Origin of the sequence: Kordia aestuariivivens (assembly GCF_014397005.1) — a bacterium.
Classification (GTDB): Bacteria; Bacteroidota; Bacteroidia; order Flavobacteriales; family Flavobacteriaceae; genus Kordia; species Kordia aestuariivivens.
Genome location: NZ_JACGWS010000006.1, coordinates 178,823 through 200,779 on the forward strand (window position 1 = coordinate 178,823; position 21,957 = coordinate 200,779).

14 protein-coding genes are annotated in these 21,957 nt (G+C 34.9%); 4 read left to right on the forward strand and 10 right to left on the reverse strand.

What is annotated here, in order from left to right; translation table 11 throughout:
* Positions 1-112: 112 nt before the first annotated feature.
* Positions 113-1,270 carry an aspartyl protease family protein gene (locus H2O64_RS11535; protein WP_187562356.1) on the forward strand — a complete coding sequence of 386 codons (1,158 nt, stop codon included), beginning with the start codon at positions 113-115 and terminating at the stop codon, positions 1,268-1,270.
* A gap of 103 nt (positions 1,271-1,373) precedes the next feature.
* The gene (locus tag H2O64_RS11540; protein ID WP_187562357.1) at positions 1,374-1,838 is read left to right on the forward strand and encodes a hypothetical protein; all 465 of its coding nucleotides are present in this window, start codon (positions 1,374-1,376) and stop codon (positions 1,836-1,838) included.
* Positions 1,839-2,088: 250 nt separating this feature from the next.
* On the opposite strand, the gene H2O64_RS11545 is transcribed toward H2O64_RS11540, so the two are convergent.
* Together H2O64_RS11545 and H2O64_RS11550 are read right to left on the reverse strand one after the other, a co-directional pair.
* The gene (locus tag H2O64_RS11545) at positions 2,089-2,811 is read right to left on the reverse strand and encodes an ABC transporter ATP-binding protein (protein ID WP_187562358.1); all 723 of its coding nucleotides are present in this window, start codon (positions 2,809-2,811) and stop codon (positions 2,089-2,091) included.
* Between the two features lie 18 nt (positions 2,812-2,829).
* Positions 2,830-4,308 carry a DUF5687 family protein gene (locus tag H2O64_RS11550; protein WP_187562359.1) on the reverse strand — a complete coding sequence of 493 codons (1,479 nt, stop codon included), beginning with the start codon at positions 4,306-4,308 and terminating at the stop codon, positions 2,830-2,832.
* A 383-nt stretch (positions 4,309-4,691) separates the two neighbouring features.
* On the opposite strand from H2O64_RS11550, the gene H2O64_RS11555 reads away from it, so the two are divergent.
* Positions 4,692-5,732, forward strand: a complete 1,041-nt coding sequence (locus H2O64_RS11555; protein ID WP_187562360.1) for a ferredoxin--NADP reductase — start codon at positions 4,692-4,694, stop codon at positions 5,730-5,732.
* 59 nt (positions 5,733-5,791) lie between these two features.
* Here H2O64_RS11555 and H2O64_RS11560 read toward each other — a convergent pair whose 3' ends face one another.
* The 5 genes from H2O64_RS11560 to H2O64_RS11580 form a co-directional block, all read right to left on the reverse strand.
* Positions 5,792-6,829, reverse strand: coding sequence for a glycosyltransferase family 9 protein (locus tag H2O64_RS11560; RefSeq protein ID WP_235982860.1), 1,038 nt, complete (start codon positions 6,827-6,829; stop codon positions 5,792-5,794).
* A 32-nt stretch (positions 6,830-6,861) separates the two neighbouring features.
* On the reverse strand, positions 6,862-7,467 hold the full coding sequence (locus tag H2O64_RS11565; protein WP_187562361.1) for a DUF4254 domain-containing protein: 606 nt from the start codon (positions 7,465-7,467) through the stop codon (positions 6,862-6,864).
* Positions 7,468-7,579: 112 nt separating this feature from the next.
* The gene (locus tag H2O64_RS11570; RefSeq protein WP_187562362.1) at positions 7,580-11,161 is read right to left on the reverse strand and encodes an SdrD B-like domain-containing protein; all 3,582 of its coding nucleotides are present in this window, start codon (positions 11,159-11,161) and stop codon (positions 7,580-7,582) included.
* A gap of 456 nt (positions 11,162-11,617) precedes the next feature.
* Positions 11,618-17,074, reverse strand: a complete 5,457-nt coding sequence (locus H2O64_RS11575) for an SdrD B-like domain-containing protein (protein ID WP_187562363.1) — start codon at positions 17,072-17,074, stop codon at positions 11,618-11,620.
* Positions 17,075-17,316: 242 nt separating this feature from the next.
* Positions 17,317-18,240: a DUF6427 family protein gene (locus H2O64_RS11580; protein ID WP_187562364.1), complete on the reverse strand. Its 924-nt coding sequence runs from the start codon at positions 18,238-18,240 to the stop codon at positions 17,317-17,319.
* 46 nt (positions 18,241-18,286) lie between these two features.
* Here H2O64_RS11580 and H2O64_RS11585 point away from each other — a divergent pair, with 46 nt between their 5' ends.
* Positions 18,287-18,514 (forward strand): DUF6341 family protein, encoded by a 228-nt coding sequence (locus H2O64_RS11585; RefSeq protein ID WP_187562365.1) that lies wholly within the window; start codon positions 18,287-18,289, stop codon positions 18,512-18,514.
* On the opposite strand, the gene purD is transcribed toward H2O64_RS11585, so the two are convergent.
* Genes purD through H2O64_RS11600 form a run of 3 tightly spaced genes read right to left on the reverse strand, consistent with a single transcriptional unit; the run spans position 18,509 to position 21,956 of the window.
* On the reverse strand, positions 18,509-19,780 hold the full coding sequence (gene purD, locus H2O64_RS11590; protein WP_187562366.1) for a phosphoribosylamine--glycine ligase: 1,272 nt from the start codon (positions 19,778-19,780) through the stop codon (positions 18,509-18,511). The two genes, H2O64_RS11585 and purD, sit on opposite strands and share 6 nt — an antisense overlap.
* Positions 19,777-20,547 (reverse strand): glycosyltransferase family 2 protein, encoded by a 771-nt coding sequence (locus H2O64_RS11595; protein ID WP_187562367.1) that lies wholly within the window; start codon positions 20,545-20,547, stop codon positions 19,777-19,779. The genes purD and H2O64_RS11595 overlap by 4 nt, the downstream gene beginning before the upstream one ends.
* A gap of 2 nt (positions 20,548-20,549) precedes the next feature.
* A complete protein-coding gene (locus H2O64_RS11600) occupies positions 20,550-21,956 on the reverse strand; it encodes an exopolysaccharide biosynthesis polyprenyl glycosylphosphotransferase (protein WP_187562368.1) in 1,407 nt (468 codons plus the stop codon).
* Position 21,957: the final 1 nt, after the last annotated feature.

The following is a 21,957-nucleotide window of genomic DNA, read 5'->3' on the forward strand; positions in this document are numbered from 1 at the left end:
GTTTATCACAAATACGTCCCAACAACCCCAAAATCATACTATATAGGTGCTTATCACAAGTTTTATGTACATTTTTGCAGTGTTCAATTAATATGTATTTAAACTATAATCATTGAAAAAGTATCTTATTTTTAGCATTGTTTTCGTGTTGGTGAGTTGCGACACTGTAAAACAATTACGATTGGAAGCTGACGCTGACGCAAAAATTTCAAACAATACACATCACATTCCTTTTAAATATAAAAAGGACTTGATTATTGTACACGCGCAATTACAAGGAAACGTTTCCAAAAACACGTTTATTTTTGACACAGGCGCTTTTAATAGTAAGGTTGAATATAATTTGGCGGAAACGCTGCAACTTAAAACTGCATCGAAACAATCTAACGGAACGGCGCAAGGAATTCGCAGAACTATTGAAATGACCGTAGTTGATTCTGTTCGGTTTGATGATTTACTATTTTATGGAATTGCCGCTGGAAAACTAAAATACGATGCCAAATCGTACAGTCCGTGTGTGGCTCCTGATGGAATTATTGGCGCAAACCTCATCAAGTTGGCGAATTGGAAAATTGATTATCAACGCAAGGAACTTGTCGTTTCACAAGAAGGTTTTGAGTTTGACGAAAATTTACCGAAACATACCGTTAACTTTTATACTTCATTTTTATCGGGAATTCCAAAAATTGATATTGAAATTGAAGGCGTTCTTATTGAAAATGTATTGTTTGATTTAGGCTATAATGGCGGATTGGTAATTCCTGAAAAGTATGCTTCCAAATTTTCAAATAGTGCTTCAAGAACGTTTATAGATCAATCTACTTCGGGAATTTACGGAAGCAATAGAGATACATTGATTGTAAAGGATTTGAACGTGACTATTTCAGATTTTAATGCTAAGATTCCTGTGCAATTTTCGTCCCTAAATAAAGCATTGTTAGGAAACGACTTTTTGGAGCATTTTACTGTTTTTTTAGATTACACCAACGAAAAAATCATTTTGCAACCTACTCAGAGCGTTCATATTGCAAAAGAAAAACCTTTTATTCCGGGTATTTTAAACGATTCTCTTTGGATTGTAAATCGTTGTATTTCTGATAGAAATGTTCAAATAGGCGATACATTGCGAAGTATTAATGGTTTCAAACCTAAAGACATTTTTACTTCACATTGTGATTATTTCCTGAATTTGACGACTTTTTTACAGAAAGACACGCTTGTGCTGGAAAAAAAAATCGTCAAAAAATTCAACTTACTTTGGAATAAATGAAAAAAACATACTAGTTTTTAAACTTTTAAAGTGTACGGATTTCCCGTAAGTTATTGATTTTTAGATTCTTTATCTTGTTTAGCTAATCTAAAAACCAAAAACCATGAAAAAAATAACCTTTATTTTGATGTTATCGCTGTTTGCGTTTATTGCGTGTCAGACAGATAATGTAAACACAGAAACGGAAACTTTTGAACTGAAAAGTTACGGAACAACTATAAACCCTGGAGCGTTTAATGCTATTCCTGCAAAGTTTGCTGCAAACCCTGACGCCTATGTTCAATCACTGTTAAGTACAATCGCTAAAGGTGATGGAGTGCGATACGGTTGTGTTACTTTTATTGATGGTTTTGCAATTATTGATGATGACTGCTCCATTACAAGTGGCGTTCCAAGAGATTTTAGAGATTGCGATTTGGTTGGTGTGCGGTATTTAGCATGTGCTCCAAATTTCTACAATCAGGATTGTATTATTTGTGCAGTAGCCTATATTATTGAATGTGATGGACGCTTAGGTTGGGTTCTTGGATATAATATTATTTGTGATATAAGTCCACAACCTTTTTAGATACACTTTGATTTAACTCCTGTACTTGATTGTTTTTTTGCGTTAAGGATAGGAGCAATTGTTTGAGCTCTTTGTATTTTGGATTCCTGCCTACACAGGAATGACAATATGCAAAAGCGAGTGCGGATAGCCTGACCGCACTAAAAAAGACTGTTTAAAAAATGTACAAATCGTGATGAGAAACTGAATCAAGTTCAGTTTGACGAAATAGTATTTTTAAACAGTCTTTTTTAGTGTGGGAACGCCCAAATTATTCTTCTTCGAAAGCTTCCACAGCAGTTCCAGCAAAGAAAGTTTCGAGTTCTTTGAGGGTTTGTTCAGATTTTACAATGTCTTTTACGACTTCGCCTTTGTTGAGCACAACAATTCGGTCAGAGACTTCCGTAACGTGCATTAAATCGTGACTGGAAACTAATACCGTCACTTGATGATCTTCCGCTAGTTTTTTGATGATGCCTTTGAGTCGAATTTGCGTTGTTGGATCTAAGTTTGCAAACGGTTCATCTAAGATGATAACATCCGGATTTCCGATGAATGAAGCTACTATTCCAGCTTTTTTCTGGTTTCCTTTACTTAAGTCGCGCAAGTATTTTTTTTGGTTTAGAATTTCTCCATGAAAGAAATCTTGAAATTCTGTTAGTAATGTATCAACAGCTGCTTTGCTTTGTCCTCTGAGTTCGCCAATAAAGTAGAAGTATTCTTCTGGTGTTAGATATCCAATGAGGAAACTTTCGTCAATGAATGACGATGTAAATGGTTTCCAGTCTTCACTTTCGTGCACTTTGATTCCGTTGTTGCTTATGTGGCCTGTTGTTGGTTCTATAAGATCGAGCAGCAAACTAAATAGCGTTGTTTTTCCGGCACCATTATTTCCTACCAACCCAAAACTTTGTCCTTTAGGAATGTCTAGCGTATCTATTTTTAAAACCGTGTTTTGTCCGTATTTTTTTGATATATTTTGTATTGTGATCATTGTCGTTGTTTTAGGGAATTATTTTTTCTCTGCGAAAGCTTCAATTGTTTTGTATTTTCCTTTTTGATATACTTTTTCTATTTGACTTAGGAAGAAGTTTCTGAATACCAATCCGAGAACACCACTTAGCGCCAATGTAATGATTCCTGCGTTTAAGTTGTAATCTGTAAGGAAGTATGGAATGTAAAATAACAATACTGGCAATAGCATTTTTGGCAATGCGATGAGCAATTGTGTTGGATTGAATCCGTTTGTATTGCTAAATGCTTTTGCTTTTTCGTTGAGTTGAATCGGAACTCTATTGAGCGCGCCACCAAATAGTGTGACAAACGTATTGATTCCGATATTGAACGATGCGCCTGCGGCAATCATGGCAAATTTGTCCCAACCAAAGTAAATGTATGGCGTACTGAGAATGAATGATATTACCACTGCCAATACCATGAGATACCATTTTGATTCTAGATATTTTCGGTATGGAATGTTTTGGCTCATGAGCATTTTGTAGTGTTCACTATCCCAAGAAGGCACCAATTGCCCAAACGAGAATAGAAATCCTGCGGTGATAAATATAGACGCAAATGCTACCATTGCTGGCATGTCATCATACGCTTTTTGTGTAAAGAAGAATAATCCGTAGAAGAGAAAGAAACCTGACATCATGAGTACTTGTCGTGGTCGCTTGTTTCTCCAAATCATGCGTACATCATTTTTTAGGAATGTTGCCAGTTTTCCAAAACGATCCATCCATGAAAGATCGGATGCGTTTACTTCTTTTATTTCTTTGGAAATTGCACCATCTAAGTAGAAACGTTTGTTTAGATAGTCAAAGTTTAAATAGTATAAGAAAGCTGCTAATACAATTGGAAGTACTACTAAGTACGGATGATTGTATAATCCGTTGAATAGAACTCCAAAGAATTCTGATATTTTGTAGATATCAAAGAATTCCAACGCAGCAAAAGTAGCTAGTAATCCGAGTGTGATGTAAAAAACCGTATTGCTTTTGTTTACTAGTATATTTAAGAAATTTAATGCTTGCGTAATTGCCATTACTGAGATAAACCATGCAATTACATGTAACGGAGCATATCCTTGTGCTAGCAATACAATGGAATATGGAATGAAGATGAGTAGTGGTATAATGTTGAAAAACGAAATGATTGTTTTTCCGAGTAAGAAGTGAATGATTGTTCCCTTTTTGATGGGAATTATCATGAGTGGTTTGATATTCATGACAGGCATTTGTTGCATGAAATATCGAATTACCAAATCGATGAGAAACCAAAAGATAATGAAATTGTTGACAATTACCATTGGATCTTCATTTGGAAACATTTCTTCAATACCGAAGAATAAAAATATTCCTGCAAATAATGCTATAGCACCAAAGTACAAAGCAGCAAAAATTAGTAATATTTTTATGGCGATTCCTTTTTGAAAAGCGGAAGATCGGGTAAATTCTTTCCACTGTAAGCTTAGAAATTTTTTAATCATTGTGTTCGTTACGTTAGTTGCTAGTGTTAGTATTCCTTTTTAGGATTTGTTACAGATTGGGTTTGTTTTTTTGTTTATTCGTTTTGGGTTTTGCATCTCGATAACTTCGATCGGTAGTTTCAATCTAAATTTCTTTTGATCTCAATAATACTCGATGTGACAGGTTTTGGGTTAAATTATGAAAAATCTAATTAATCCAAAAGTCTAAAGTTCTAATTGTCTAATTGTCTAATAATCTAACGATCTAAAACACGTAATTTTCTAATGTATGTGTTATTTAGTTATAATTAATGGTGAAATCTTTTTAAAAGACTTCCTCGATTGTTTATTTTTGCAAAATTATTCGCGCGTAGCGATCATTTTTATTTTAAACAAATTGCACAATGTCAGATTTCCGTCAGTTAGAAGTACGTCATATTCATAGAGAAACTCCAAGCGCTGTAAGCGTTGAATTTAATGTTCCAGAAGCGTTACAACCTTCGTTTTCGTTTAAAGCAGGACAATATATTACAATTAAAACCACGTTAAACGGTGAAGAGGTACGTAGAGCGTATTCGTTATGCACAACTCCAAAAGAGAATCAGTTAAAGGTTGCCATTAAGGAAGTTGTGGACGGAACGTTTTCTACCTATGCAAATCGTGAGTTGACCGAAGGAACGTTGTTAGAAGTGCATCCACCAGAAGGAAAGTTTGTGTATACACCTTCTTCCCATAAAGGAAATGTTGCGCTTTTTGCTGCTGGTAGCGGAATTACGCCGATTATGAGTATTTTGAAAACAGCATTGGATTATGGAAATACAGTGGCATTATTGTATGGAAATAAGTCTGTCGAAGAAACCATTTTTTATGACGAATTGATCGCTTTGGCTGAAAAGTATCCTAATTTTTATTTGAAGTTTATCTACAGTCAGGCACGCGCAGAGAATGCGTTGGCAGGACGTATTGATGGAACTTCAGTGAATTATGTGGTAAAGAATCAATTGAGAGATGTTGATTTTAGTCATCATTATATTTGTGGCCCAGAAGCGATGATTGAGTTAGTTTCTGATACGTTGGTAAGCAATGGTGTTGCTAAAGATTCTATTCATTTTGAATTGTTTACTGCATCAACTGAAACTAACGCGGAAGCCGAAGCTGTTTCTGGAAAGACAACGATTTCTATTACCGTTGATGATGAATATTTTACGTTTGATATGGATGCCAGCGAAACCATTTTGGATGCTGCATTGAAGCAAAAGATTGATGCGCCTTATTCGTGTCAGGGTGGAATTTGTAGTAGTTGTATTTGTAGAGTTACCGAAGGAAAAGCGGTGATGGAGAAGAATCAGATTTTAACCGATACTGAATTGGCAGACGGAATGATTTTAGCGTGTCAAGCACATCCGACTACGGCTACGATTGCTATTGATTTTGATGATATTTAATGGTTGTGAGTTGTGAGTTGTGAGTTGTGAGTTGTGAGTTGTGAGTTGAAAAGTAAAAATTATTCATCAATCACCTCAACAATTTTATCAAAAACGGCTTGTGGCGTAATGGTTTGCATGACATTTTCATACCCTTCTGGATATTTGTTTCCGTAGATAGATGTTGGTAGTAATGGATATTGCTCTTTGTCGGCAAGCAAAGCATTTTCAGGCGGTTGCCCAAACGGATAGAATCCTGCATACGGATGCGTTATTCCCCAAATAGTGACTACTTTTTTACCATACATTGCCGCTAAATGCGCGTTTCCAGAATCCATAGAAAGCATTATATCTAAGTTCGCTATTAGAATAAGTTCTTCTTCAAACGAGAATACACCTGCACAGTTAATTACATGTTCGTAGTTGTTTTGCCAAGAAGCCAATTGTTTTTTCTCGGCGGGTCCGCCAAAGAGGATTATTTTGTATTGATTGGTTTTACTCAACTTTGAAATGACAGCTTCCATTTGCGTTGCCGGATAGGTTTTTCCAGCGAAAGCGGCAAAAGGCGCAATGCCAATCCATTTTTTTTGATCTTCTCCTATGAATACTCCCACTTTTTTGGTTAGTTGCAATTGCGGTAACACATCTTCTTTGGTAAGTGTTACGTTGTAACCAAGTTTGTTAAAAACATCAGCATAACGCTCGTGTGTGGTTTTGAGTTGTTTAAAGTTTCTGTTTTGTGTGAGCGCTTTTTTTTCGGCTCTTCCTTTGTCTATTTTACAGACTTTATATCCGCCGAGTTTGAAAAAGAATCCTAGAATTTTTGATCGCAATACATTGTGAAGATCTGCAACAACATCTATTTGCAATGTTTTTAATTCTTTGTAAAGTTTGTAGAGTCCAAAGATGCCTTTGTGTTTTCCTTTTACGTCTGCAGTAACGAAAGATACATTTGGAATGTTGTGAAAGATTGGTTTTAGAAATGCTCTTGAAACGATTGTAATTTTTACATTCGGATAGCTACGAATCATTGCGTTTATGACAGGTATAGTCATAGCAACGTCTCCCATAGCAGAGAGACGTATGACTAGAATGTGTTTCGAAGATTGTTCCATCATCTTGTGGATGCTGTGTTTCTTTGAGACTGTATTTATTTGTTTTTTTTGTAGAGTACTGGGTTTAAGTCGTCATCGTTGTACATTTTCATTTGCTTGTACACTTTCATGTATTTGTCGCCATTTTCAATGTCTGCAATGAGTTGGTCTATTGCCGAAGAAAGGTCTACACGCTGTTCTAATAAGGTGTTTAGTTTTTCTTGACATTTCGCTCTATGCGCTTCGGAAGCATCTTCTCTGTCTGCTTCTTCTTGCATGTGATATATTTTTAATGCAAGTATTGATAATCTATCTAGTGCCCATGCTGGACTTTCTGAGTTGATCGTTGCCCCATCTTTTACCTGAACATCTTTGTATTTTTGAAGAAAGTAGCTATCTACATATTCTACCGTATCTGTCCTGTCTTGGTTTGAAGCATCAATTAATCGTTTTAATTTTAGTGCTTCTACAGGATCAATGTTTGGATCTCTAATGATATCTTCATAATGCCATTGTACGGTATCAATCCAGTTTTTTCTATACAATAGATGTTCTACTTTATCTTTTGCATACGGATTCTCGAATGGCTGGTTTACATCATCAATGATGTGATATTTTTCAATGCTTTCTTGAAATGTTTTATTTGCTATGTCACTAAACATACTTCTATTATTTTGATGCAAATATACGCTAATATTTGTTTTGTGTACGGGAAACAAAAAAAGCCGCTTTACAGCGGCTTTTTTTTAAAATTATAAGGATTATTTTAATCCATTATTGTTTGATAAATTTCTTGCTAGCAACTTTATTATTTGAACTAAATTTAGCATAGTACATTCCTGGCGCTAACCTTTGAACGTCTACTCTATATTCGTTTCCAAATGAACTTGTTGTTGTTGTCATTACTTTATATCCTCTGTCGTTATAAACTTCAACAGTTACATCTCCTGTAAACTCCTCAGCGTTGATAGCGATTTGTCTAACAGTTGGGTTTGGATATAATCTTAATCTTTCAGATACATCTTCTGTAACACTTCCGTTTGTGAATAATACATCATCTGTATTTGCAACTCTAGATGTAGAGTTTAGATCTACAAAGTTCATTCCGTAGTTAATTTGTGCTAAAGATGTTGTCATCAGTGTTGTGAAAACTCCATCAGGATTTACTGTTCCTGAATCTGGATCATACGTTGGTGTGTAAGATGTAAATGTTGTTGGAGCTGGTATTACCACTACGACATGTACAAGTCCTGGATTTATATCTACTACTATATAGTTAGGATCATTTACTAGGAATCCTCCATTGTTTGTTTGTGTAAATGCAATTAATGCATCGAAGTTAGGGTCAAAAAGTCCATCTCCGTCTGTATCTGCATAAATCTCTACAGTTAATCCATCTATTGATCCTTCTCCTGCATCAAATAAACCATTTTCATTATCATCATCAAATACAACACCTGTTATTTCAAATAACACTGGTATGATATCAATTCCGAAATCTATATTGTTTGCATCTGTGTTAATACTTGAGATTGCTCTGTTTCCTGGAGTTGTAAAGGTTCCGTTTGACGGCAATGCTGCTTCTACGATTACATTTCTAATGTTCACTCCTGTAAACTCATACGTTCCATCAGCTAACGTAGAAATTACATTTAATACAGTATCTGCTGCATCAAGAGCTCCGTTTGCATTTACATCATTGTAAAGCGTAATTCCGATTCCGTCTAATCTTTCTTCAACTCCATCAATAATTCCGTTTGCATTGTCATCATCCCAAACTGTTCCTCTTACATTGTATAAGATCACTAAGGTTCTTGTGATACCAAAATCTACACTTGTAGTGATTCCTGAACTTAATGGAACACTTACTGGCGTTGTAGAAATATATGTGAATTGTGCAGTGTTAGCAGGCACAATTACTTGTACAACAACAAATACAGTTGATAATCCAGTGAATTGGTAGTTACCATTTCTATCTGTAACTGTGGTAGCTATTTGTGGCTCACCTCTATCTACTACTCCATTTTGATTTAGATCATCAAATAATCTTACTGTTACACCTGTTAAACCTCCATCACCAGTTCCATCACCATCTCCGTTTACATCATTGAATACATTTCCTGAGATTGCATATAGTGTACTTTGTTGATTGATTCCAAAGTTAACATTTAGTACATCATTGACTGTTGAGCTTGTAACTCTTCTTTCAGAGGTAGTTAATGTATACGTGAAATCAACGGTGTTCGTTGGTACTGTAACGACAACTAATGTGCTTTGCACTGTTACATTTGAGAAATTAAATGTTCCGTCTGTAGCAGTAGTAGCAGTCGTAATTATTGTATCACCTGCTCCAACTCTTCCGTTGCCATCGTTATCAGCATATAATGTAAGTATTACATTGTTTAATCTTCCTGTTTCAGCTGCATCAATAGTTCCGTTTGCATTGTCATCATCAAATACAGTTCCTGAGATATCATAGTTGATAACTTCTATTTCATTCACTCCGAAATCTAATCCAGTTACATCTGTAATTGCTGAACTAGCCGCTTGTGTATTAGAAGTTGTCAATACATACGTAAATGTTGCAGTGTTTCCTGGTACAGTAACTACTGCTAATACATCTGGTGATGTAATGTTAGCGAAGCTATACGTTCCGTCAACTCCAGTTGTAGTACTCGTTAATGTTGTATCAGCTACATCAAGGTTTCCGTCAGCATTGTTATCAGCATATAGAGTAACAGTGATGTTATTTAATCCTGCTTCTCCAGCATCTATAACTCCATTTTCGTTGTCGTCATCAAATACAGTTCCTGAGATATTATAGTTTACAGCTTCTACTCTGTCAATTCCAAAGTTAATATTTAGAACATCCGTTATTGTTGAGCTTACTGCTCTTTCAACCGAAGTTGTTGCTGTGTATATAAAAACTGCTGTGTCTCCTGGTACTGTTATAACTACTATTGTGTTTCTAACTGTTACTCCTGTGAAATTATAGTTTCCAGACATTGTATCGGTTGTCGTAGTATTAATTACTGTATCACCAGCATCTAATATTCCGTCATTGTTTGTATCCGCATACAACGTAATAACAGTTGCTCCAATAAATCCTTCTCCCATGTCTCTTGCACCGTTTCCGTTGTTGTCATCAAATGCAGTTCCTGAGATATTGTAATTGATAATTTCTTGAGCGTTAATTCCAAAATCTGCATCAAAAATATCTTGACTTAGCATTGTAATTGCTTCTTGTAAATCTGTTGTTGCTGTGTAATTAAAGTTAGCTGTATTTGCAGGTACAACTGCTTCAATAATTACGTGATTGAACATTATTTGTGAGAATGTATATGCTCCATTGTCTGTTGTTGTTGTAGCAATTAATGCTTCTCCTAATTCTAGAATTCCGTTAGCATTGGCGTCATCATACATTTTTACTTCCACACCATTTAGTAATGCTTCACCTTCATTTAATCCGTTTGCGTTGTCATCATCAAACACAACTCCTGAAACACTATAAAAGATTAATTGTGTTCTTTTGATTCCAAAGTTAATATCTACTATATCATTAGCTGTTAATATTATTGGTGTTTTCAGTGCTGTTGTCCCTTGATAAGAATACTCAGGTGTATTAGCAGGTAATACCGCTTCTACAACGACATTTAACGAAGCTACATTAAAAAATGTGTATGCACCTAATCCATCTGTAGTTTGAGTTTCTAGTAATACTTCACTTGCATCTACTAAACCGTTAGCATTTGCGTCATCATATAAATTAACTTGAACATTTTCAAGAAAACTTTCTACACCATCTATACTTCCATTGGCATTGATGTCATTAAATACAGTTCCTGAAATAGAGTTTGTAGTAGGAATTGATGGCCCCTCAATTGTACCATGAAATAATTTTCTTCCAGATTTATATCCGAAATCTATATCACCAACATCATACCTACCATTTAAGGTAAATGAGAACGTTTTTGTTCCTCCGTTTTTTCTAACTTTAGAATCCCATTTTATACCGTAGTAATGAAAATGAGGATCTACATGTACTTCCCATGTACTTGGAGAAGATGAAGTAACGTTATGGTTGTTAAATAATTTAAGTTTCCAATGTGATAAATCTCTTCTTGCTCCAACACCAGTGACTCTGTAAGTCCATGTTGAAGTTCCATTTAAATTGTACTGCACACCTAAAAACTCAAATAAGAAACCGTTTAAATCTACCGTTCCTGTGGAGTTTTCTACGATGGTACTTTCTACCGTTAAGTTTTCGGGGTTTTCATTGATCGGGGAATTAAATGCATTTAAAGTAAGGCATGCTAAGAATAGCACTAATGCACTGAGCGTAATTTTTGTCTTCATTGATTTGCTGTTTAGCTAAAACTACTATGCCTCTCGTTTACACATAGCAGAAATATATTAATAAAATAAGTTCGGGGTGAGTGGCTTAATTCTCGCTTACAAAAGTATTTAGGTTTTTTTTAACAAGTAGATTACTGGATTTTTTTTAGATAAACGGTCATTAAAATCGAGAAAAAGCACGTTTTGTAGTTAATATAATTTTTAAACGTAAGTTAAAACCTTAGTTTAGTTACGGTTTTAGAAGTACTTTGAAAGAATGTTCATTACAAAACTGACAATCATTCGTAAAAAAAGCCTGTTTTTTTATTTCCTTTTTCAATATTTTTTTTTAAGAATTTGATGTAGAAATCTTTATATGAATTGACTATAAATCCTGTTTTAGAGAACACTCATTGGAAACAAAAAAAGCCGCTTTACAGCGGCTTTTATTCAGGTTCTGGGGATTGCTATAATCAATTATCGTTTGATAAATTTCTTGCTAGCAACTTTATTATTTGAACTAAATTTAGCATAGTACATTCCTGGCGCTAACCTTTGAACGTCTACCCTATATTCGTTTCCAAATGAACTTGTTGTTGTTGTCATTACTTTATATCCTCTGTCGTTATAAACTTCAACAGTTACATCTCCTGTAAACTCCTCAGCGTTGATAGCGATTTGTCTAACAGTTGGGTTTGGATATAATCTTAATCTTTCAGATACATCTTCTGTAACACTTCCGTTTGTGAATAATACATCATCTGTATTTGCAACTCTAGATGTAGAGTTTAGATCTACAAAGTTAATTCCGTAGTTAATTTGCGATAAAGATGTTGTCATCAGTGTTGTGAAAACTCCATCAGGATTTACTGTTCCTGAATCTGGATCATACGTTGGTGTGTAAGATATAAATGTTGTTGGAGCTGGTATTACCACTACGACATGTACAAGTCCTGGATTTATATCTACTACTATATAGTTAGGATCATTTACTAGGAATCCTCCATTGTTTGTTTGTGTAAATGCAATTAATGCATCGAAGTTAGGGTCAAAAAGTCCATCTCCGTCTGTATCTGCATAAATCTCTACAGTTAATCCATCTATTGATCCTTCTCCTGCATCAAATAAACCATTTTCATTATCATCATCAAATACAACACCAGTTATTTCGAATAATTCTGGTACGATATCAATTCCGAAATCTATATTGTTTGCATCTGTGTTAATACTTGAGATTGCTCTGTTTCCTGGGGTTGTAAAGGTTCCGTTTGACGGCAATGCTGCTTCTACGATTACATTTCTAATGTTCACTCCTGTAAACTCATACGTTCCATCAGCTAACGTAGAAATTACATTTAATACAGTATCTGCTGCATCAAGAGCTCCGTTTGCATTTACATCATTGTAAAGCGTAATTCCGATTCCTTCTAGTCTTGGTTCAACTCCATCAATAATTCCGTTTGCATTGTCATCATCCCAAACTGTTCCTCTTACATTGTATAAGATCACTAAGGTTCTTGTGATACCAAAATCTACACTTGTAGTGATTCCTGAACTTAATGGAACACTTACTGGCGTTGTAGAAGTATATAAGAATTGTGCAGTGTTAGCAGGCACAATTACTTGTACAACAACAAATACAGTTGATAATCCAGTGAATTGGTAGTTACCATTTCTGTCTGTAACTGTGGTAGCTATTTGTGGCTCTGATCTATCTACTACTCCATTTTGATTTAGATCATCAAATAATCTTACTGTTACACCTGTTAAACCTCCATCACCAGTTCTATTACCATCTCCGTTTATATCATTGAATACATTTCCTGAGATTGCATATAGTGTACTTTGTTGATTGATTCCAAAGTTAACATTTAGTACATCATTGACTGTTGAGCTTGTAACTCTTCTTTCAGAGGTAGTTAATGTATACGTGAAATCAACGGTGTTCGTTGGTACTGTAACGACAACTAATGTGTTTTGCACTGTTACATTTGAGAAATTAAATGTTCCGTCTGTAGCAGTAGTAGCAGTCGTAATTATTGTATCACCTGCTCCAACTCTTCCGTTGCCATCGTTATCAGCATATAATGTAAGTATTACATTGTTTAATCTTCCTGTTTCAGCTGCATCAATAGTTCCGTTTGCATTGTCATCATCAAATACAGTTCCTGAGATATCATAGTTGATAACTTGTACTCTATCAATTCCAAAGTTAACGTTTGGAACATTTGTGATTGTTGAACTTACTGCACGCTCAGTTGAAGTCGTTGGTACATACGTAAAGCTTGCCGTGTTTCCTGGTACAGAAACAACTACGAGTGTATTTCTAACTGTTACTCCTGTGAAATTATAGTTTCCAGTCATTGTATTGGTAGTCGTAGTACTGATTACTGTATCACCAGCGTCTAAGATTCCGTCATTGTTTGTATCTGCATACAAAGTAACAACCGTTGCTCCAATAAAGCCTTCGCCCATGTCTCTTACACCGTTTCCGTTGTTATCATCAAATACAGTTCCTGAGATATCGTAGTTGATAACTTCTATTTCATTCACTCCGAAATCTAATCCAGTTACATCTGTAATTGCTGAACTAGCCGCTTGTGTATTAGAAGTTGTCAATACATACGTAAATGTTGCAGTGTTTCCTGGTACAGTAACTACTGCTAATACATCTGGTGATGTAATGTTAGCGAAGCTATACGTTCCGTCAACTCCAGTTATAGTACTCGTTAATGTTGTATCAGCTACATCAAGGTTTCCGTCAGCATTGTTATCAGCATATAGAGTAACAGTGATGTTATTTAGTCCTGCTTCTCCAGCATCTATAACTGCATTTTCGTTGTCATCATCAAATACAGTTCCTGAGATATTGTAATCAATAATTTGCTCTGCAAAAATTCCAAAGTTAACATCTGTTACATTAGAAGTTCTATTCAATAAAGAAACTACGTCAGCTGTTGTTGCTCTGTAATTAAAGTTTGGATTGTTAGAAGGTAACGTAAATTTAACTAGTGTGTTTTTAACACTTACATTATCAAATTGATAAGTACCACTAGCACTTGAAGGATTTGTTCCGATTAAAACATCTGATGCATCTAAATTACCATCTACGTTTACATCTTCATATAATCTTACAACTACGTTTACAAATGGACCATCAGCACTACCGGTATTAGTATCATAATTTCCATCATCGTCTGCATCTAAAAAGGTATTTCCAGAAATGCTATAATCGATCACTTCAATTTCATTGATTCCGAAGTTTACATTTGTTACATTAATCGTTGTAGAGCTTGTGTTTTGCTCTCCAGGCGTTGTTAATGTATATGTAAAGTCTCCAGTGTTTGATGGTACTGTTACAGTTACTAATGTATTTTCTACTGTTACATTTAAGAAGCTGTATGTTCCATCTACTCCAGTTACTGCGCTTGTAATTACAGTATCTCCAGCGTCAACAGTTCCGTTTACATTATTATCAGCATATAAAGTTACTGTGATAGCATCTAAGTCATCTTCACCAGCATCTTGTGCTCCGCTTTCGTCATTATCATCATACACATTTCCTGAAATGCTGTAATCAATAACTTGTACTTTATTGATTCCAAAATCCAATCCTGTCACATCAGTTGTTCCTGAACTAGAATCTAATGAAGCCGCAGTTGTTAATGTGTATGTGAAGTTTGCAGTATTTGTTGGTACTGTTACCGACACTACTGTGTTAGCTACAGCTACATTTGCGAAGTTATAAGCTCCTGTTATACCTGTATTTACTGATGTAATTACTGTATCTCCAGCATCTAAAGCACCATCACTGTTATTATCTGAATATAATGTTACAGTAACTGCTTCTAATGTTCCTTCTAGTGTATCAAAAACAGCATTTTCATTATCGTCATCATATACAGTTCCTGAAATACTATAATCAATAACTGGCTCCTCATTGATTCCAAAATCAACTCCTGTTACATTTGTATTGATTGAATCAATTGCTTGTGTTCCTGGCGTTGTTAATGTATATGTGAAGTTTCCTGTGTCTGATGGTACTGTTACTGCAACTATTGTATTTTGAATACATACATGTAAGAAGCTGTAAGAACCGTCAGTTCCAGAAGTAGTTGTAGTGATTACTGTATCACCAGCATCCAAAATTCCGTCAGCGTTTGTATCAGCATATAATGTTAATGCTACATTGTTCAATCCTGGTTCTCCAGTTTCTAATGTTGCATTTTCGTTGTTGTCATCGTATACAGTTCCGAAAACATCATACGCTACATTTACAACAACTGGTTGTTTGTTGATACCAAATTTAATTCCTGTAATATCAGAAGTAGCTCCTGTTACAGAAACAGTTGCTGGCGTTGTTAGTGTATATGTAAAATCGTTATCGTCATTTGGTACAGTTACTTCAACTACTGTTTTTTGTACTTGTACATCATTAAATGTGTAGTCTCCTGAAGTATTTGTGTTTTGGCTTTCAATTACTGTATCACCAGCATCTAAAACACCATCTTCATTGTTATCAGCGTATAATTTTACTTGAACACCAGCTAATTTAGTTTCTCCTTGACCTGAATCATAGTTTCCATTTTCGTTGTTATCATCAAAAACAAAACCTTTAATCTTGTAAGATACTGGAGGCGTTAATCTGATGTAATCAGAAGCATCTGTAATTTTACCAACATCATTTGCTTGTAATCCAGTAATTTCGTTTAAACCTCCTAATTGAATGTTATTGTATGTTCTTAAGTGTGAAGGTGCTGTATATCCTTGCACAAAACTCTTTGTTGTACAGTATGTATGTGGACATCCGTTGTAGTAGGTAGTACTACATTGTCTTTTGTTCTTTAATAATTGAAGTTCGCTGTGCTTATCTTTTGCCATTTGAGCATAAACATCTTCATTGTTAGCCCAGTCATATCTTTTACTACCAAAGTTAAAAGCTTGCACTTGGTAAGAAGTAGCCGCGTAAAGTTGACCATTGTCGTCAACTACGATATCTCCAAGTTCTCCTCTATATAAGAAACTAGAATATCCCCAGTTGTCATATACTGGTGTTCCATCAGATACAGCAGCTGTACTTCCTGAAGCATCCGATAATCCTGAGAAAGAAATTTCTAGTAAGTAGATATAATTGTTGTATGAACTATAAGTATAGTATGATTCAGCATTTGATGTTCCTCTTTGTGCTAAACCACCATCAGCAGTTTCATCCGCTGGTAAGTCTCCTTCAGGGATATAATCACTAACAAGATCATTTAATGCGTTTGCTGCATCAGCATCTATAATTTCGAAGTCAGCTGGAGTTTCTCCATTACCTCTAGCACTATCATCAACTGTGTCGTCTTCTGTAGCTGTGTTTGTAGCAGTTCTTTCATTCGTAAACATTGTGTTTGACACTGTTCCTGTCGATCTCACATTGTTTGGAAGTTCATCTTTTGGGTTTTGATTTCCAGTAGCACTTCTACCATAAGTATTGCAATATGCAGGATATTCCATTGCGATAATTAATTTCCCGTTGTAAAAAGTTGCTCCACCAGAACCTAATCCTCTAGAAGAGTACGCGTGACCTGTAGACGTAAAAAAGTGTCTCACTGATCCAAAATTTTTGTGTGTATTTGTATACACATTGTAACCGTAAATCGTCCAGTTGTATGTAGAGATGTGGTTAGAAAAGTAAAAAATCCATCCTGATTGATTGTCACTAGCGATGGAGTTAATTTCAGTTACGTAAGGTGATGTTGCCAACAACGTAGCTTGGTACGTGTTCATGTCGAGCGTGTAAATTCGCTTTCCTGCTGAAATGATAATAGAATTATCACCCGTAGTCATAATTTCATTTTCGACACTGTTTTCGCTTCCTGGCATGGAGTTTGCGAAAACATTCGTCAGTCCTAATAAGGCTGTTAGGACTAAAAGAGTAATTTTAGTCTTCATTGATTTGCTGTTTAGTTAACTATTATATATATGTGTCATATACATGAATAGAAAAAATTAATAATAAGTTTGGGGTGAGCGGCTTAATTCTCATTCACAAAAATATTTGGAATTCTTTTAATAAACAGACAACGGGATTTCTTTTAGATAAAACGTCATAAAAATCGAGAAAAAGCATATTTTGTAATTAATTTATTACAATTATGTACGTAAATACCTTCTGATTTTTACGGTTTCTAAGCCTATTTTAGATAAATGTTAAATATAAAACTAACAATCATTAGTAAAAACAGTAAAATATCACTAATCCTTTTGTTTTCAATATTCTCTAGAAGATTTGCCATAGAAATTGCTAATGGAAATAAGAGTAATATCTCCGTATTATGCGTATTATTTTTAACAAATAGCACATACGTAACCCCTATAAAAAACAGTATTATATTAAGTAAAAAAGATAGTTTTTTTTGAGAAGAATACGTTTTGAATTTTAAAAAAAAGATTACAAAATTTATACTAAAAAGTGAAATAATTAACAGATGTAGCATTATTCGTCTATAATCTGTCATTGAATAGGTAATTTTTACATCATACTCGAATAGCGGATTTGTAAGAATGCTTTCATCCGTAAGGTATAGGTATAATACATACATACATACTGTCCCCAAAAAACCAACCATCGGCACCAACCAATTTCTATAATCATTAGATACATATATAAGGATAGCTACATATATAATGAATAGATATAAAATCATCCATGAATCTAATAGTATGGCAAGGGTTATATATAAGGATGCATCAAAAAGTTTCTGTTTTACACTATGTAATGATCGCAAGCTAATGATTCGCCTAAAGGCAAGTAATACCAAAACTAGCATACACACTATTTCTATGTGCGCAAAAATAGTTGGAAACAATCCAATGAAAATTGTAAAAATTAAGAGTGCAAAATCATTTTGTTGGGTGAAATCGTTCTTTTTTACGATAAAATCTACCATAAATAGTGAAAATAGCAGTAAAAACACACTAGGAACCTCTACTGTTAACATTGACACACCAAGCTCCTTATCTTCTGAAAATAAGTGCATTACAAAGTACGCGAGCAGGATTCCCACGCACAGCATAAAATTTATTGGTTTAGATTTGCCAAAAACGCTTGTTATCATTTTAGGTTTTTATATTTTTGTACTGTAAATATAATATGATTTATCGATGAAAAACTTTTTTGAAGGAATCGCTTATTTGTGTGAAGAAGTATTATTTGCTCCTTTTAACACATTGCGTGAAATGGAATTAGAAAACTGGACAGCTGCCAATGTATTAAACTGGATTTTTATGATCATCGCAGCTTCTGCTATGGTATACTGGATTTTACAGTTAAAAAAATTCGACAAAAACAACGAAGAACGCAAAGACATATCGTCACATTCTTATTTATAAGTCAAAACCGATATCTTTTCTATAATACATCTTATCAAAATGTAACTTGTTTATGTTTTGATAAGATTTTTTTATGGCCGCTTCGTACGTAGTTGCTTGTGATGTAATTGCAATTACTCTTCCTCCATTGGTCACTACTTTTTCTCCTTCTAGCTTTGTTCCTGCGTGAAATACGATGGAATCTTCAATAGTTTCTATGCCCGTAATTTCTTTTCCTTTTTCGTATGCTTCTGGATATCCACCAGAAACCACCATAATGGTTGTTGCCGCTTCCTCCTTTATTTTTAATGAAATTGTATCTAAGGTTTGATTTCCTACGGCCTGAAACAACTCCACTAAATCATTTTCTAATCGAGGAATGACAACTTCCGTTTCCGGATCGCCCATTCGTACATTGTATTCTATCACAAGCGGATCGTTTCCAACTTTGATTAATCCGATAAAAACAAATCCTTTATAGGGTAAGTTATCTTTTTGAAAACCTTCAATGGTTGGTTTGATGACGCGCGTTTCAATTTTTTCCATAAATTCCGCATCCGCAAAAGGAACTGGAGATATTGCGCCCATTCCACCAGTATTCAATCCTGTATCGCCTTCACCAATTCGTTTATAATCTTTCGCTGTTGGCAAGGTTACATAGTTTTTTCCATCTGTCAATACAAAACAACTCAATTCAATTCCGTCTAAGAATTCTTCAATGACAACCTTTGTACTTGCGTCTCCAAATTTAGCCTCTACCAACATTTCGCGTAATGAATTTTGCGCTTCTTGTAAGTCTTTAATGATTAGCACACCTTTTCCAGCCGCCAATCCGTCTGCTTTTAATACATAAGGCGATTGTAATGTGGTTAAAAATTCGCAACCAGCTTCAACAGTTTCTTTGGTAAAACTTTCATACGCTGCGGTCGGAATGTTGTGACGCATCATAAATTCTTTGGCAAATTCTTTACTTCCTTCCAATTCGGCAGCTTCTTGTTGCGGGCCAATAACATGAATGTGCTTCAACGCTTCATCATTTAGGAAATAATCGTGAATTCCGTTTACCAATGGATCTTCTGGTCCAACAACAACTATTTCAATGTTATTTTCGATCGAAAATGTACCAATTGCTTCAAAATCGTTCACAGACATTGCTACATTTTCAGCAATTGCTGCAGTTCCTGCATTTCCTGGCGCTACAAAAAGCTTGGTAAGTAATGGACTTTGTGCCAATTTCCAAGCAAATGTATGTTCTCTTCCTCCTGATCCTAAAACAAGAATGTTCATAGTTGTGTTGTTTGTTGTGGTTTTATAAAGAAATGTTCTATTAAAAATCGAATTAAATATAAACTCGATTTGAAAGCCCCAAATTTAAGTGCCTTTCTGTAAATAGCATAGTTGTATTTTAATAAATTTAGTTTATTGGACGAAATTGAGTCGTCACGCACCCGATATGTTGCCAACGGTTCTTCCAAACTGTACGCAAAACCTGCTTTTTTGATCAATTTGAGCCACAAAGCCCAATCTTGTCGCTTGCGAATATTTGGCATGTATACTTTACCGAGTTTTTCCGCATTATACATTCCCGTAAGATTGCCCACATAATTGCTTTTGAGCATTTTGGAATAGCTTACTTTTGGTAAGGCTTTGACCATTTTGCTTAATGAGTTTCCTTTTTCATCCATCAATTCGTAACTCGAAAAGCTGACTGCAATGTCTTTTGTTTGCATGAAGGAAAGCTGTTTGGTGAGCTTTTCAGGTTTCCATAGATCATCTGCGTCCAAGAACGCAATAAAGCTCCCTGAAGCCTTTTCAATGGCTGTATTTCGTGCAATGGCTGCGCCCGAATTTGTTTTTAGTACGTGATATGTAATTCGTGTGTCTGAAGCGGCGTATTTTTTGAGAATTTCAACAGTAGTATCAGAAGAAGCATCATCCACTAGAATAAGTTCCCAGTTGGTATAAGTTTGCGAACGCACCGAATCAATAGTTTCCGATATAAAGAATTCGGAATTGTAGGTTGGTGTAATTACTGAAACTAACGGTTCGCGCATGATTAATATGCCTTTTTTTCTCCTTTTAGAATATTAGCGATCGTATCAAAGATAATTTTTATATCTAAAAATAATGACCAGTTTTCTATGTAAAAGATGTCGTATTTGATACGATTAATAATGTCTTCATCATTTTTAATTTCACCGCGATAGCCTTTTACTTGTGCCAAACCAGAAATACCTGGTTTTACGCTGTGGCGGAATACAAAGTTGTATTTATCAATCTTTTTGGCGTATTGTTTTGTATACGGAATCATGTGTGGTCGTGGACCAATTACTGACATGTCACCTTTTAACACATTGAAAAATTGTGGCAATTCGTCAATACTTGTTTTTCGGATGAAACGCCCAATTTTTGTCACACGTGAATCTTGCTCTTCTACTTGTTTTAAGTCTGAATTTTTATCATAACTCAACGAACGGAATTTGTAACAGGTAAATTCTTTATAGTTCATTCCATTCCGAATGTGTCTGTAAAATACAGGTCCTTTTGATTCTAACTTGATCAGTATTGCCATTAATGGAACCAACCATGAGAGAATAAAAATGATAATTAGTAACGAAAAGCTAATGTCAAAGGCACGCTTAATGAATCGGTTTAAACTGTTATTGAGCGCAACTTCTTGAATGGATAATACAGGCAAATAATTGTAATAATCTGTTTTGAGTCTTTTGGTAACAAGCTTTCGTGTGTTTGGAATAAATTTGATGTTGATCATTTTCATACTCGCATATTTCACATAATCGTTTACGTGTTTTTCGGTAAGATCGTCAATAGCGCAGTAAATTTCGTCAATACCTTGTTCTTCTTCTATAAAGTCAAAACTCTCCTCAATAGTTCCTGTAATGCTATCACCTTTTTTATCGCTAAAAATTCCTAAAAGTTTGTATCCAAGTTCTTTATTATTTTTAAATAAACGCTCAAGTTCTTGTGCGCCTGAACTGTCGCCAATAATAATCACTCTCCGTATATTTCCATCTAATACAGCGCGGTATTTTTTTAAACCATAATACCCAATTATTTTACCCAATCCAATAGTTCCAAAACTCAACATTAGGTACTTAAACGTCACAAATGCCTGAACATCAATACTTCTAAAGATTCCTATAAACGCATACATAATGAGTGTATACGCTAATAATTGTTTGATAAGTAAGGATAAAATATGTGGAACCGACGTAAATCGGTATACGTTATAAAATTTTAAAAAGTAGGTGGACAACGGCCAAAAAATGATCGTGTATAGTATAAATAGTAAGTGTTTATTATTCCAAAATGAAGAATCAAAAAAGTATAAATCTTGATCGTTGAAGTCAAAAAAGTAAAAGACAAGAATATTTATGACGCACAAATCGAACACCACAAAAAATGGTCTCAACAGCCAAGAATATCTTCCTTTTATGTGCATG